The sequence below is a fragment of the Streptomyces sp. cg35 genome (genome assembly GCF_050410835.1).
GTDB lineage: Bacteria > Actinomycetota > Actinomycetes > Streptomycetales > Streptomycetaceae > Streptomyces.
Genome location: NZ_CP191268.1, coordinates 2,765,388 through 2,779,728 on the forward strand (window position 1 = coordinate 2,765,388; position 14,341 = coordinate 2,779,728).

Annotated in this window: 10 protein-coding genes; 2 read left to right on the plus strand and 8 right to left on the minus strand. The window is 72.3% G+C overall.

The features are described from left to right. Positions 1–134: 134 nt before the first annotated feature. Together ACQUQD_RS12645 and ACQUQD_RS12650 are read right to left on the minus strand one after the other, a co-directional pair. A complete protein-coding gene (locus tag ACQUQD_RS12645; protein ID WP_428952149.1) occupies positions 135–2,993 on the minus strand; it encodes a putative bifunctional diguanylate cyclase/phosphodiesterase in 2,859 nt (952 codons plus the stop codon). Between the two features lie 440 nt (positions 2,994–3,433). Continuing rightward, positions 3,434–4,372 carry a 2-hydroxyacid dehydrogenase gene (locus tag ACQUQD_RS12650; protein ID WP_428952150.1) on the minus strand — a complete coding sequence of 313 codons (939 nt, stop codon included), beginning with the start codon at positions 4,370–4,372 and terminating at the stop codon, positions 3,434–3,436. A gap of 76 nt (positions 4,373–4,448) precedes the next feature. Here ACQUQD_RS12650 and ACQUQD_RS12655 point away from each other — a divergent pair, with 76 nt between their 5' ends. Both ACQUQD_RS12655 and ACQUQD_RS12660 read left to right on the plus strand, forming a co-directional pair. Further along, complete coding sequence (locus ACQUQD_RS12655; protein ID WP_428952151.1) at positions 4,449–5,450, plus strand: aldo/keto reductase; 1,002 nt, start codon at positions 4,449–4,451, stop codon at positions 5,448–5,450. Between the two features lie 112 nt (positions 5,451–5,562). After that, a complete protein-coding gene (locus ACQUQD_RS12660) occupies positions 5,563–6,741 on the plus strand; it encodes a PQQ-dependent sugar dehydrogenase (protein ID WP_428957538.1) in 1,179 nt (392 codons plus the stop codon). 14 nt (positions 6,742–6,755) lie between these two features. Here ACQUQD_RS12660 and ACQUQD_RS12665 read toward each other — a convergent pair whose 3' ends face one another. From ACQUQD_RS12665 to ACQUQD_RS12690, 6 genes are all read right to left on the minus strand, one after another. Then, a complete protein-coding gene (locus ACQUQD_RS12665) occupies positions 6,756–7,028 on the minus strand; it encodes a DUF6191 domain-containing protein (protein WP_428957539.1) in 273 nt (90 codons plus the stop codon). Between the two features lie 74 nt (positions 7,029–7,102). Then, on the minus strand, positions 7,103–10,204 hold the full coding sequence (locus ACQUQD_RS12670) for a helix-turn-helix transcriptional regulator (RefSeq protein ID WP_428952152.1): 3,102 nt from the start codon (positions 10,202–10,204) through the stop codon (positions 7,103–7,105). Positions 10,205–10,362: 158 nt separating this feature from the next. Next, on the minus strand, positions 10,363–10,545 hold the full coding sequence (locus ACQUQD_RS12675) for a hypothetical protein (RefSeq protein ID WP_428952153.1): 183 nt from the start codon (positions 10,543–10,545) through the stop codon (positions 10,363–10,365). Between the two features lie 235 nt (positions 10,546–10,780). Next, positions 10,781–11,398 carry a hypothetical protein gene (locus ACQUQD_RS12680; RefSeq protein ID WP_428952154.1) on the minus strand — a complete coding sequence of 206 codons (618 nt, stop codon included), beginning with the start codon at positions 11,396–11,398 and terminating at the stop codon, positions 10,781–10,783. 35 nt (positions 11,399–11,433) lie between these two features. Continuing rightward, complete coding sequence (locus tag ACQUQD_RS12685) at positions 11,434–12,003, minus strand: GNAT family N-acetyltransferase (protein ID WP_428952155.1); 570 nt, start codon at positions 12,001–12,003, stop codon at positions 11,434–11,436. Further along, entirely contained in the window at positions 11,981–14,242 is a 2,262-nt protein-coding gene (locus ACQUQD_RS12690) for an MMPL family transporter (RefSeq protein WP_428952156.1), read from the minus strand. Before ACQUQD_RS12690 ends, ACQUQD_RS12685 begins: the two co-directional genes overlap by 23 nt. Between the last annotated feature and the right edge of the window lie 99 nt (positions 14,243–14,341).

The window sequence follows — 14,341 nt, forward strand, 5'->3', positions numbered from 1 at the left end:
AGGGGAGCGCGCCGGGAGCGGTTGCTGGGGATTCCGGTGCGGACCGGTGGGTCCCAGCTTCAGCCGACGCGCTTTCCAAGTACGAGAATTCGGGTGCGCATGGCATTGACCCTCCCCCCGGCACACAGGGCGTGTCAAGTGGGTGGGACGGGAGTCTCATTATGTGAGCGCAGTGCGGGCATGCCGGCGAACACCGGCTCGGCCGGTCCCGTCGGCACCGGGTACTCCCCCGAGGCCAGCGCGCGCCGCAGCCGGTACTCGTCGAGCGGCCCGGAGAACGCCATCCCCTGACCGTGCGTGCACCCCATCTCCCGCAGCGCGAGAACCTGCTCGGGCAGGTCCACCCCGTCGGCCACGGAGGTCAGCCCGAGGTCGCCCGCGATCCGCAGCAGCCCGCTGGTGATCTTGTGCAGACGCGCGGACTCGACGACTCCCTCGACGAGCGACCTGTCCAGTTTCAGTACGTCCACGGGGAGCCTGCGCAGCGCGGTGATCGCCGCATAGCCGCTGCCGAATCCGTCCAGGGCGATGCGGACGCCGAGTCTGCGCAGTGCCGTGAGACGCCGCTCCAGCTCGTCCAGCGGCGCCCTCGGGTCGCTGTCGGCGAGCTCGATGATCAGCGCGCCCGACGGCAGCCCGTGGCGGGTCAGCAGCGCCTCGATGGAGCCGAGCGGCATGGCGCGGTCGAGGAGCCTGCGGGCGCTTATCCGCACGGCGACCGGCGTCGCGTGGCCGCTGTGGCCGCGCTCGGCGGCCTGCTCGACGGCCTCCTCCAGCATCCAGCGGCCCAGCTCCGCGGTGCGCTCGCTGTCGTCGGCCACGCGCAGGAACTCGGCGGGCGTGAAGAGGATGCCCTGCGCCGAGCGCCAGCGCGCCTGCGCGGCGACCGCCGTGATCCGTCCGTCGTCGAGGGAGACGATCGGCTGGTGCAGGAGCGCGAACTCGCCGTCGTGCAGGGCCGAGCGCAGCCGCGTGGCCAGCTCGGCCTTGCGGACCACGTCGGCCTGCATCTGGGGCGCGTACAGCTCGACGCGGCCCTTGCCCGCGGCCTTGGCCCGGTACATCGCAAGGTCCGCGTTGCGCAGCAGCTCGCCCGCCGTGATGTCGGGCTCGGCGAAGGAGACGCCGATGGAGGCGGCGACGCGCACGTTGTCGTGGCTGCCGATCGTGTAGGGCTGGGACAGCCGGATCCTGAGCCGGTCGGCCAGCTCGTAGATCTGCTGTTCCCTGGCGGTGTGGTCGCGACTTCCGTCGCCGACGATCAGTGCCGCGAACTCGTCACCGCCGAGACGGGCCGCGGTGTCTCCGGAACGTACGGAGTCGGCCAGCCTTCTTGCCGCCTGCACGAGCAGTTCGTCGCCCGCCTGGTGGCCGATCGTGTCGTTGACCTGTTTGAAGCCGTCGAGGTCGATGAAGAGCACGGCGGTGCCCCGGTCGGTGGCCCGTCGTCCGGTCAGGGCCTGACCGACCCGCTTGGTGAACAGGGCCCGGTTGGGCAGGTCGGTGAGCGGGTCGTGCTCGGCGTTGTGCTGCAACTGCGCCTGGAGACGCACCCGTTCGGTGACGTCTCTGCTGTTGAGGATCAGGCCGCCGTGGTGGCGGTTGATCGTGGACTCCACGTTCAGCCAGGCTCCGGTGCCGGACCGGAAGCGGCACTCGATGCGGGTGGTGGGCTCCTCGACCTGGCTCGCGGCGAGGAACCGGCGCACCTCGTGCACCACGCGCCCGAGGTCCTCGGGGTGGATGATCGAGGCGAGCTCGGATCCGACGAGCTCCTCCGCCTCCCGTCCGTAGACCCCGGCGGCGGCGGGGCTGACGTACCTCAGGATCCCGTTCGGAGCGGCGATCATGATGACGTCGCTGGAGCCCTGCACCAGGGAGCGGAAGTGGTTCTCCTTCTGCGCCAGCTCCTGGGTGAGGGTGATGTTGTCGAGGAGCATGATGCCCTGGCGCACGACGAGGGCCAGGACGACGGTGCAGGCCGTGAAGAGCACCACCCGGTCCACGCTGTGCCCGTTCAGGACGTTGTAGAGAATCCCCAACGTGCAGACGGCGGCGGCCAGATACGGCGTGAGCGCGGCCAGCGAACCCGAGATGGGCCGGGTGTAGCTGACCTGGTAGCGCCCGCCGGGTCCCTGCGGACGCTCCTCGTGCGACGGCCCCGCCTTGGGCCCCACCCACGGCGCGTACGCGAGCAGCAGCGACCCCGCGAACCAGCCCGCGTCGAGGATCTCCCCCGAGCGGTAACTGGCGTGCAGCAGGGGGGAGGTGAACAGCGCGTCGCACATCACGGTCAGGGCGAGCGCGCCGATCGCGGTGTTCACCGCCGTGCGGTTGCCGGGCGAGCGCCGGAAGTGCAGCGCGAGCACCATGCTGACCAGCGCGATGTCCAGCAGCGGGTACGCGAGTGACAGCGCGGTGCGGGTGACGCTCTGCCCCTCGAATTCGGCGGTGTGCGCGAGGGCGAGGCTCCAGGAGAGGGTGACCAGGGATCCGGCGATGAGCCACGCGTCGAGTGCGAGGCAGATCCAGCCGGCCTTCGTCACGGGCCGCTTGGCGAGGACGAGGAGACCGATGATCGCGGGCGGCGCGAAGCAGAGGAAGAACAGGTCGGCGAGGCTCGGGGTCGGCACGGGCGCGCGCAGGACGACCTCGTACCAGCCCCACACCCCGTTACCGAGCGAAGCCATCAGGGAGGAGAGTGCGAAGAGGAGCCAGGCGGGTCGAAAGCGGCTGCGCCGGCTGCGCGCGTACAGAAAGTTCGATACAGCGGCGACGGCGGCGGCGATACTCAGCCCGAAGTCGCCCATGAAGAGGGCGAGTCCGTCGCTTCCCCAGCCGATCGCGGACCCTGTGGCGTAGGCCGCGCAGAGCAGGGTGAGTGCCAGCTGGGGGCCCATGCCCGCGCCGCCCCGCGGGGCGCGGGCGGGTACCGGCCCTCCGGAATGCAGGGGGGCGCCCAGAGCGGTGGTCGGCGTCGACTGGGCGGTCATCGGACCGCCTCGGTCCATCGGGCCGCTCCGGTGTCCCGCTCGCCCTGCCTGGCGTGCGGGTGCCTTCTGCGGCCTCCGCGGGCCCCGGCCCGGTGCGTATGGCTCCTGCGGCAGCCCGGACTTCGCCCGTGCATCGGTGCGCGTGAGGCCAGACAGACCAGCCGCCGGCGGCCCCGCCGCGTCGGATCGTTCGCCCATAGGCCGTGCATCGCCCGTCGCCCCCCTCGCAGTCCGACATTCGTCCCCGGCGCCGCGTACTGAGCGGCGCTGCCCCAGTCGGGACGATACACCAGTCTCGTCACTCAGGGACATAGTTCCTCTACTCTCCGTGACGACCAGCGACGATGAAGGCACGGGGTGCAGCCGGACGGGCGCGGAGCGTGCGCGCCCAAAGGCGGGCGGCCGCACGGGAGTTGTCCGTGGGGCCGGTGGTGCGTCGGTCAGCTGATGGTGAGGACGATGTTGTCGAGCGGCTGTCCGGCCGCGAAGCGGGTGAGCTGGGCGGCAAGGAGTCGCTTGGCGCGCGGCAGGAAGGCGGACGTGGGACCACCGACGTGCGGGGAGATAAGCACTCCCGGAGCCTGCCACAACGGGTGGTCCCGGGGCAGCGGTTCGGGGTCGGTGACATCCAGGGCCGCATTGATACGGCCACTCTCCAACTCCGCGAGGAGCGCCTTGGTGTCGACGACCGGACCGCGGCCGACGTTCACCAGGAGTGCGCCGTCCTTGAGGCGCGCGAGGAACTCGGCGTTCACCAGGCCGCGGGTGTCCTCGGTGAGCGGGGTCACCAGGATGACGACGTCGGCCTCGGGCAGCAGCTCCGGCAGGTCGGTGAGCGGGTGCACGGGCCCGCGCTCCGCCGTGCGTGCGGAGCGTGCGACGCGCGCCACCCGCGCGACCTCGAAGGGGACGAGCCGGTCCTCGATGGCGGCGCCGATCGCCCCGTATCCCACGATGAGCACGTTCTTGTCGGCGAGCGCGGGACGGAACCCGGAGCGCCACTCCCCGCGGTCCTGTCCGCGCACGAAGTCCGGGATTCCGCGCAAGGAGGCGAGGATCAGGGTCAGCGCGAGTTCGGCGGTGCTGGCGTCGTGCACACCGCGCGCATTGCACAACTCCACGCCCGGGCTCAGGTACTTGAGCCCGCTCTGTACGTGGTCGACTCCCGCGGAGAGGGTCTGCAGCACCCGCAGGGACGCCATCTCCGGCAGGGGCCGTACGGCGATCTCGATGCTCTTCATGTAGGGGACGACGTAGTACGCGCAGTCGGCAGGGTCCGCGGGAAAGTCCGGCTCACCGTTCCAGAAACGGTAGTTGAGGCCTTCGGGAAGGCCGGGGACCTCGTCGGCGCGGAAGGGCAGCCATACATCACCAGTCATGGTCAGGAGGCTATGTCAGACCCTCCGACGTGCAGAGGTTAGGTTGGGGACCAAAGACAGGGAGGGTCACGAGCAGGTGGAGCGCAAGGCGATCGGGGCGGCGGCGCTCGAGGTGGGTGCGGTCGGACTCGGCTGCATGCCGATGAACTGGGCCTACACCGGATCCCGGCAGCGCGGCGAGGAGTCCTTGCGTACCGCGCACGCCGCGCTGGACCGGGGCTGCACCCTGATCGACACCGCCGACATGTACGGGCCGTTCACCAACGAGCTGCTGCTCGGCCGGGTCCTGAAGGAACGGCGTGCGGACGCCTTCGTGTCGACGAAGGTGGGGCTGCTCGTCGGCGAGCAGCACATCGTCGCCAACGGCCGGCCGGGCTATGTGAAGCGGGCCTGCGACGCGTCGCTGCGGCGCCTGCAGACCGACGTCATCGACCTGTACCAGCTGCACCGGGCCGACCCCGAGGTCCCGGTCGAGGAGACCTGGGGCGCGATGGCGGAGCTGGTGCGCGCCGGCAAGGTGCGCTCCCTGGGGCTGTGCGCGGTGGGCGCGCGGGCCACGCGTCGCGGCGGCCGCGCCGGGCTGTACGGCGAAACGATCCGGCAGCTGGAGCGGGTCCAGCAGGTGTTCCCGGTGAGTTCGGTGATGGCCGAGTTGTCGGTGTGGTCCCCCGAGGCGCTGGAGTCGCTGGTGCCGTGGTGTGCGGCGCGCGGCATCGGTTTCCTGGCGGCGATGCCGCTGGGCAACGGGTTCCTGACCGGGACGCTGACGCCTGGCCAGGGGTTCGAGCCGGACGACGTGCGGGCCCGGCATCCCCGTTTCACCGCCGAGATGATGGCCGCGAACCAGCCGATCGTGGCGGGCCTGCGACGGGTCGCGGCGCGCCACGGCGAGGGCGTGACACCGGCGCAGGTGGCACTGGCCTGGGTGCTCGCGCAGGGGCGGAACGTGGTGCCGGTGCCCGGGGCCAAGCACGAGCGGTGGGCGGTGGAGAACGCGGCGGCCGCCGAACTGACGCTGACGGAGGCGGACTTGGCGGAGATCGCGGAGCTGCCCGCGGCGCAGGGGTCCTGGGACTGACGGCGGCCGCGCGCCATCGGGATCCGACCGGGTCGGATTCGGTGGACGGAGATCGGGAACCTGCGCGGGGCGAGCGGTGTATGAACGGTAGAACCGTCGCGTCGAAGGGATCCTGATCGTGCAACGTTCAGCTGTGCGGCCCGCGTGTGCCGTGGCCGCCTGTGCCGCGCTCCTGTTCACGGTGGCGGGGTGCTCGTCCGGTGGCGACGGGCCGCCGAGCAAAGACAAGACATCCGCGCCGAGCGCGAGCGATCCGGGCGGGTCCACGACTCCGAAGTCGGGCGACGTGCCGCCGGCCAAGGGGTCGGTGACCGTCGTGCGCACGGTCAGCGAGGGCCTGAGATCGCCGTGGGGGCTGGCTCCCCTGCCCGAGGGGGACCTGCTGGTCTCGTCGCGGGACGAGGGGACGATCACCCGCGTCGACACGAAGACCGGGAAGAAGACGGAGCTCGGCGCGGTGCCCGGTGTGGCACCGGCCGGCGAGGGCGGCCTGCTGGGCCTCGCGCTCTCGCCTTCCTACGCCTCGGACCACATGGTCTACGCGTACTTCACGACGGAGTCGGACAACCGCATCGCGCGGATGCTGTACGACGAGAAGAAGCCCGCCGGTGAGCAGCTGGGCGCTCCGGACACGGTGTTCAAGGGCATCCCCAAGGGCACGAACCACAACGGCGGGCGGATCGCGTTCGGCCCGGACGACCTGCTGTACGTGGGCACGGGCGAGACGTACCGCACCGAATTGGCGCAGGACAAGAAGTCCACGGGCGGCAAGGTCCTGCGGCTCACTCCGGACGGCGCCCCCGCACCGGGCAATCCGTTCGCCGACTCTCCGGTGTACTCGTACGGGCACCGCAATGTGCAGGGCCTGGCCTGGGACGAGGACAAGCGGCTGTGGGCCTCGGAGTTCGGCCAGGACACCTGGGACGAGCTGAACAACATCGTGGCGGGTGACGACTACGGCTGGCCCGACGCCGAGGGCGAGAGCGGCAAGGCCGGGTATCACGATCCGATCGCCCAGTGGCACACCCAGGACGCCTCCCCCAGCGGGGTCGCCTTCGCGGAGGGCTCGATCTGGATGGCGGGACTGCGGGGCGAGCGCTTGTGGCGCGTTCCGCTCGACGGGACCAAGGCGGCGCATGATCCGCAGGCGTTCCTGAAGGGGAAGTACGGGCGGCTGCGCACGGTGGTCTCCGCGGGTGGCGACAAGCTGTGGCTGGTGACGAGCGAGACGGACACACGGGGCACGCCGGGGAAGGGGGACGACCGGATTCTGGAGCTGAAGGTGAGCTGACCCCGGGGGTGCCCTCAGTCGCGCGCGGGCGCCGGGCCCTCCAAGGCCGCCGCGGTCCCGGAGGCCTCCGGCGGCGATGTCCCTGCCTCGGGCTCCGCCTCGGACTCGGGCTCCGTCTCGGGCTGCGCCTCGGTCCTGCCCGGGGGACGGACGACGACCTTGCCGGAGGAGAGGTCTATGGGGCCGCGGCCGGGGTCGCCGTCGTTCAGGTCGACCCGGGTGAGCTCCAGGCGCTTGCGCTCGTCGTTGGTGTGCTTGCGGCCGGGGGCGAACAACTCCTCGAACATGTTGAACACCGCGCCTCCAGATGGCGTGACAGCCGAGCCTCCCGTTCAGCGTACGGGAGGGCCCGGCCGTCGGGTCAGGCCGTGGTGCCGGGCGGCACGAGCGCCGGATGCTCCGGGAAGAGGCGCAGCCGGTGGGCCAGGGCCGCCGCCTCACCGCGGCCCGCGACGCCCAGCTTGGCGAGGATGTTGGAGACGTGGACGCTGGCCGTCTTCGGGGAGATGAAGAGCTCCTCGGCGATCTGCCGGTTGCTGCGGCCGGCGGTGACCAGGCGCAGGACGTCGCGCTCGCGGCTGGTGAGGCCGAACTCCTCGGCGGGGTCGGCCGGGGCGTCCCGGCGTGGCTCGTCACGGTGGAGGCTGATCCGGGCGCGCTGGGCGAGCAGGGCGACGGACTCGCTGAGCGGGCGGGCGCCGAGGTGGTCGGCGACGGCGCTGACGAGGCGGAGCAGTTCGGTGGCGCGGTCGCGGTCGTTCTCGGTCGTGCCGCCGCTCGTGGGGGCGGGGACGAGGAGGGACTCGGCGAGGCGGAGGCGGGCGCGGGCCAGGTCGTAGGGCCGGTCGAGGGGTTCGAGGGAGGTGACGGTGGCGGACCAGTCGTCGGGGGTGTCGCGGCCCTCGGCGCGCAGGAGTTCGGCGCGGACCCACTGTTCGTGGGCGTGCCAGACGGGGACCAGGGCGGCCTGGTGCTTGGCGGCGTCCCTGATGCGGGCGATGGCGTCGGCGCGGCCGGTGTCGGCGGCGGGCAGGCCGCGGGCGTCGGCCTCCGCGGCGGCGGCCGTGCGCAGCAACGGCCAGATGTAGCGGTGACTGGAGTGCGGCAGGCCGGCGGTGACGAGGGCGTCGAGTTCGGCACGGGCGTCGAGGAGGCGGCCCTGGGCGGCGGCGAGAGCGAGGGCGAGATGGGCGAGGGGCAGGGAGTGCTGTGGCATCGGGTCGTGCGTGCCGTGGTGCTCATGGGCGGCCGCCAGCTGGTCGGCCGCTTCCTGAAGGGCGCCGCGGCCGAGGGCGAGGGTCGCGAGGTGCACGCAGGAGGTGCCGCGGGGCTTGGTGCTGAGGGCGGAGCGGCGGGTCCAGTCGGCGGCCTTGAAGGCCTCGTCCCAGTGGCCGAGGGAGAGCAGGGACTCGGCCTTGTTGGAGCGGACCCAGCCCTTGGTGTCGGTGAGGCCGTAGCGGCGGCACAGGGCGATGCCCTCGTCGCAGATGCGGACGGCCTCCTCGGAGCGGCCGACGCCCTCGAGGACGGAGGGCAGGTTGACGTTGACGTTGTTGATGCGGGTGAGCAGGCCGAGCTCGATGGAGCCGTCGCGGGCGGCGTACATCTCGGCGAAGCCCCGCTCGGTGTCGCCGGCGTCGACGAGGAGGCCGCCGAGGATGAGGCGGGCGTGCAGTTCGGTCTCGGCGGCGCCGACCATGTGGGCGTACTCGACGGCGCGTTCGGCCGCGGCCAGGGTCTCCGCGCCCGGGCTGTGCAGCATGCCCCAGGCGGCGGCGTGGGTGAGGACCTCGGCGTGCACCTCGGACGGTGGCAGGCCGCGGACCAGTTCCTGGGCGGTGGCGATCTCGTGCCAGCCGTCGCCGCGGCCGGTGTGGGAGATGATCCGGGAGCGCTGGATCCAGAACCAGGCGGCGCGCAGCGGGTCGCCGTCGCCGCCCGCCGCGGCCTCCTCCAGGAGCCCGAGCGCACGCTTGCCGATCTTCATGGCGCGTTCCCGCTCCCCGCAGAGGCGGCCGGCGTCGGCGGCCTCGGCCAGCAGGTCGAGATAGGTGAGCGGGGTCTCGGCCGGGTCGCAGTTGCAGGCCAGATAGGCCTCCGCGTAGTCGCCCATGCGCAGGGCCGCGCGGATCTCCTCGGGTGCGGCGTCCCACAGTTCCATCGCCCGCTCCAGGAGCCTGAGCTGCTCGGAGTAGGCGTGCCGGCGGCGGGCCTCGACGGAGGCGTCGAGGACGGCGGGCAGGGCCTTCGCGGGGTCGTGGGCGTGGTACCAGTACGTGGCCAGGCGCATGGCGCGGGCGTCGGCGGGGACGAGCGCCGGGTCGGCCTCGAGTGCTTCGGCGTAGCGGCGGTTGAGGCGGGAGCGCTCGCCGGGCAGCAGGTCGTCGCTGACGGCCTCGCGGACCAGGGAGTGGCGGAAGCGGTAGCCGTCGCCGTCCTGGGAGGCGAGCAGGATGTTGGCGCCGACGGCGGCGCGCAGGGCGTCGATGAGTTCGTCCTCGCCGAGCCGGGCGACGGCGGCGAGCAGCGGGTACTCGACGGTGGAGCCGCCCTCGGCGCAGATCCGGGCGACGCGCTGGGCGGACTCGGGCAGCGATTCGACACGGACGAGGAGGACGTCGCGCAGCGAGTCGGTGAGGCCGGTGGCACAGCCCTCGGCGGCGGAGACGGCGAGTTCCTCGACGAAGAAGGCGTTGCCGTCGGAGCGCCGGAAGATGTCGTCGATGACGGTCCGGTCGGGTTCGGCGGCCATGATCCCGGCGACCTGACGGGCCACTTCGCCGCGGTTGAGGCGGCCGAGTTCGATGCGGGTGACGGTGCGCAGCCGGTCGAGTTCGGCGAGCAGGGGGCGCAGCGGGTGGCGGCGGTGCACGTCGTCGGCGCGGTAGGTGGCGACGAGGGCGAGGCGGCCGCTGCGCAGCGTGCGGAAGAGGTACGAGAGGAGGTGGCGGGTGGAGGCGTCCGCCCAGTGCAGGTCTTCGAGGACCACGACGACGGTGTGCTCGGCGGCGACGCGCTCCAGGAGGCGCCCGGTGAGTTCGAAGAGGCGGGCGGTGGTGCTCTCGTCGCTGCGTCCGTCGAGGCCCCGGCCCCGGTGCGCCCGGTCGCTCAGCTCGGGCAGGATCCGGGCCAGTTCGTCCTCGCGGCCGGCGGCGGCGGTGTCGAAGGCGTCGGGGAGCTTGCGGCGCAGGGCGCGCAGGGCTGTGGAGAAGGGGGCGAAGGGCAGCCCGTCGGCGCCGATCTCGACGCAGCCGCCGGTGACGACGACGGCGTCCCGCCGGCACGCTCCGGCGGCGAACTCCTCGACGAGCCGGGTCTTGCCGACCCCGGCTTCACCGCCGAGCAGCAGCGCCTGCGGCTCGCCGGCGACGGCGCGTGCGAGAGCGGTGTTGAGTGCGCCCAGTTCGTCGGCGCGGCCGACGAAGACCGGGCTGACGGACCTGGTTTCCACATCGCCGAGCATCGCACACGGATACGAGAGGGCGGCAGGGTTTTCGGCGCTGGGCAGAAGGGGTGCTCGGCCTTGGGGGGCCGGGGCCGGGCGGGAAGGGAGGGCGGCAGGCAGTCCGCCCTCCCCGGTGGGCTCCCCCGTCACCGTTCCCCCGGACCGAGGTGTCGCGCTCATGCCGTGCGTGCGGCACGGTGCCGGCGCGGCCGGTGGGTACTCACCCGCCCCTCGGCCTCCTGGCCGCCGGACCGGCGCGCGGCGCGGCGGGCCTTGGAGGCGGTGCGGGCCAGACGGTGGGCCTCGGCCTGCTGGATGAGTTCGGCGGAGCGGATCTGGTGGATCTCGTACTCGAACATGTCGTCTCCCTGGTGACGATCGCTGCGGTTCTCGCGGACCGTTTTCCGCGATGCCTCAACTGTCGTTTCCCAGGGGGGTGCGCCACATCGGGAGAGTGCCGCATGTTCGGGGACGGGGATGCCTTACGCCGGACCAGGGGGGCCTTAGGTGCCCGGGGCCGGACGGCCGCGACCGCCTAAGGCGCCCGAGCTGCCTAAGGCGCCTGAGGCGGCCGAGGCAGGTACCGGCACTGCCTCAGCTGGTCTTCGGCAGGCCCAGGATCAGGTCGGAGTACTTGGCGACGGCGAGCAGCAGTCCGAGGACGCCGAGCGAGACGCCGGCCCAGGCGGTCGACTTGATCCAGGTCGCCTGCGCCTTGCCGGGCACGCCGAACGCGGGCTTCACCAGGACGAACGCGCCGACGAGGAGGGCGACCAGGGAGAAGATCCCGCCGACCACGGCGGCGGCGTGCCAGGAGTCGCCGTAGACCTCGGAGACCTGCTTGGCGACGCTCGCGGTCTGCGTGGTGTTGAGCTGGCCGATGAGCGACTCGCGGGCCGAGGCGATGGTGCCGAGCCAGCCGCCGCTGAGCGCGACGACGCCGAGGGCGACGGACACGATGGCGCCGGCGCCCTGGCCGACACCGACCGGACGCGGGGCGGCCTCGGCGGCCTCGGCGTCGAGTTCGTCGTCCGCGGCCACGTCGTCCGCGGTGTCGGCGTTGTCCTCGGGCGCGCTGTCCTCGGTCTGGGTGGCCTCGGTCCGGGTCACCTCGGCGGCCTCGGGGCCGGCCGTCGGCTCGGTCGCCTCGACGGCCTCCTCGTTCTCCTTCCGCTCGGCGGCGTCGGGCTGCGCATCAGTCTTCGTAGTCATGCTGCGCACCGTACGGACGGAGTCTGAGAGGTCTCTTAATGTTTCCTGTGCGCGTCGCGTGCGCTGCGCCACTCCGGGGCGAGGACGGACCAGATTTCCTCGTCGTGCCGTACTCCGTCGTAGAGGAAGGCCTCGCGCAGTACGCCGTCGCGCCGCATTCCGAGGCGGCGGGCGACATTGATGCTGGGTGCGTTGCCGGCCGCGGCGATCCACTCGACGCGGTGGATGCCGCGCTCCTCGACCGCCCAGTCGATGAGGATCCGGGCCGCGCGGGTGACGAGGCCGCGTCCGGTGGCCGCGGGCTCCAGCCAGCAGCCGACCTCGCAGGTGCCGGCGGCCGCGTCGAAGACCCGGAAGAGGACGCCGCCGACGAGTTTTCCGTCCAGCCAGATGCCGTGCAGGCTGCCGTTGTCCGCGGCGCGCTTGTCCGCGTAGCGCTGGATGAGGGCGCGCGCGGAGTCGGCATCGGTGGCGTCCTGCCCGAACGGGATGAAGCGCCCGATGAACTCGCGGCCGCGGTCGAGGTGGCTCAGGAGGTCCTCGGCGTGCCAGGTCTCCAGGGGGCGCAGCTCGGCGCTGCCGTCACCCAGCGGTATCGCGTACATCGGGCTCCTTCGTGGTCACGTCGTCCAGCGCGTCGCCCACCGCGCCGCGCTGCCCGGGGATCCTCGCACCCGCGGCGGCCGCCCGGCACTCCGGAGGCTCGATGCTGAGGCGGGGCAGGCACCGGTCGAGCCACTTGGGCAGCCACCAGTTGGCGCCGCCGAGCAGATGCATCAGGGCGGGTACCAGGAGCGTACGCAGGATGAACGCGTCGACGGCGACCGCGACGGCCAGTGCGATGCCGAACATCGCGATCACCCGGTCCCCGCTGAGCACGAAGGCCAGGAAGACCGAGATCATGATCACCGCCGCGGAGTTGATCACGCGGCTGGTCTCGGCGAGGCCGACGCGGACGGCCCGCCGGTTGTCCCCGGTCTCCAGCCACTCCTCGTACATCCGGCTCACGAGGAACACCTGGTAGTCCATGGAGAGCCCGAAGAGGACCGACACCATGATCACCGGGAGGAACGGTTCGATCGGGCCGGATCTGCCGAGACCGAGGAGCTCGCTCCCCCAGCCCCACTGGAAGATCGCGACGACGACACCGAAGGCGGCGGCGACGGCGGCGACGTTCATCGCGGCGGCCTTCAGGGGGATGCCGAGCGAGCGGAACGCGAGCAGCAGGAGCACGCAGCCGAGGCCGACCACGACGCCCACGAACAGCGGCAGCTTGCCGATGATGACCTCGGCGAAGTCGTCGTAGCTGGCGGTGACACCGCCGACCTGGACGTTCAGCGAGCTGTCCTGCTCGGCGTCGGGGACGATGTCGGAGCGCAGCCGGTCGACGAGGTCGCTGGTCCGGTCGGACTGGGGCGCGGAGGCCGGGACGACGGTGAGGTGGGCGGCGCTGTCGTCGTGGTTGTACGTCACCGGGGAGACGGCGGCGACGCCCTCGGTGTGGCGCAGCTGGCCCGCGAGCTGTCCGAGGGCGCGCTTGTCCTGGGCCCCGTCCACCTCGCTGACCAGGGTGAGCGGCCCGTTCACGCCGGGGCCGAAGTGGTCGGCGAGCAGGTCGTAGGCCTGGCGCGTGGTGCTGGACCTGGGGTTGTTGCCCTGGTCGGAGGTGCCGAGGTGGAGGGAGAGGGTGGGCAGGGCCAGGACCGTGATGACGGCGAGGGCGAGGCCGCCGAGCAGTTTCGGGTGGCGTTCGACGAAGGCGGCCCAGCGGGCGGCGAGCCCGGTCGGGATCTCCGGTTCCGGCCCGTGGGCGGCGAGCCGGCGCCGCTCGCGCCGCGACAGGGCCCGCATCCCGATGAAGGAGAGCAGTCCGGGCAGCAGGGTCACCGAGGCGGCGACGGTGAGCAGCACGGTCACGGACGCGGCGATCGCGACGCCGTTGAGGAAGCTGAGCCGCAGGATGAGCATGCCGAGCAGGGCGATGCAGACGGTGGCGCCCGCGAAGACGACGGCCCGTCCGGTGGTGGCCACGGCCCGCTCGGCGGCGACCGCGACCGGCAGGCCGCGCTTCAGGCCGCGTCTGTGCCGGGTGACGATGAACAGCGCGTAGTCGATGCCGACGCCGAGTCCGACGAGCATGCCGAGCATCGGGGCGAAGTCCGCGACGGTCATCGCGTGGCCGAGCAGCACGATGCCCGCGTAGGCGGTGCCGACGCTGACGAGCGCGGTGGCGATGGGCAGGGCGGCCGCCGCGAGGGATCCGAAGGCGAGGAAGAGCACGACGGCCGCGACCACGACGCCGACGATCTCGGACAGATGGGCCGACGCCGGTTCGGTGAGCGCGACGGCGCTGCCGCCGAGCTCGACCTGCAGTCCGTCGGGCCCGTGCGCCTCGGCGTCGCGCGCCGTGTCCACGACGGTCCGGGCCTGGCTCTTCGGGATGTCGTCGGCCTGCCGCTCGAAGGTGATCGTGGCGTAGGCGGTGTGCCCGTCGGCGCTGATCTGCCCGGCGCCCTGGGCGTCGTAGGGCGAGACGACGGACGAGACGCCGGGCAGTTTCCCGATCTGGCGCAGCGTGTTGCTCATCGCCGTCTCGACGTCGGCGGCGCGCACGGTGGAGCCGTCGATGTGCCAGACGACGGTGTCGCTGTCGCCGCCGAGGCCGGCGAAGCCCTCGTTCAGGAGCTGGGTGGCCCGCCCCGATTCGGTGCCGGGTGCCTCGTAGTCGTTCGAGTACGCGGATCCGGCGACCGCGGCCGCCGCGCTCGTACCGCCGAGCGCGAGCAGCCACAGCAGAACGACGACGAGCCGGTGCCTGACACACCACCGTGCGAGTGCGGCCACGGACGTGCTCCCTGGGGGTTTTATGGATCTTTATCGGGAACAGTCGGTGATCAGCTGAAACCATCTGAACTAACCCGCAAAGAACACTTGAGCAGTGGC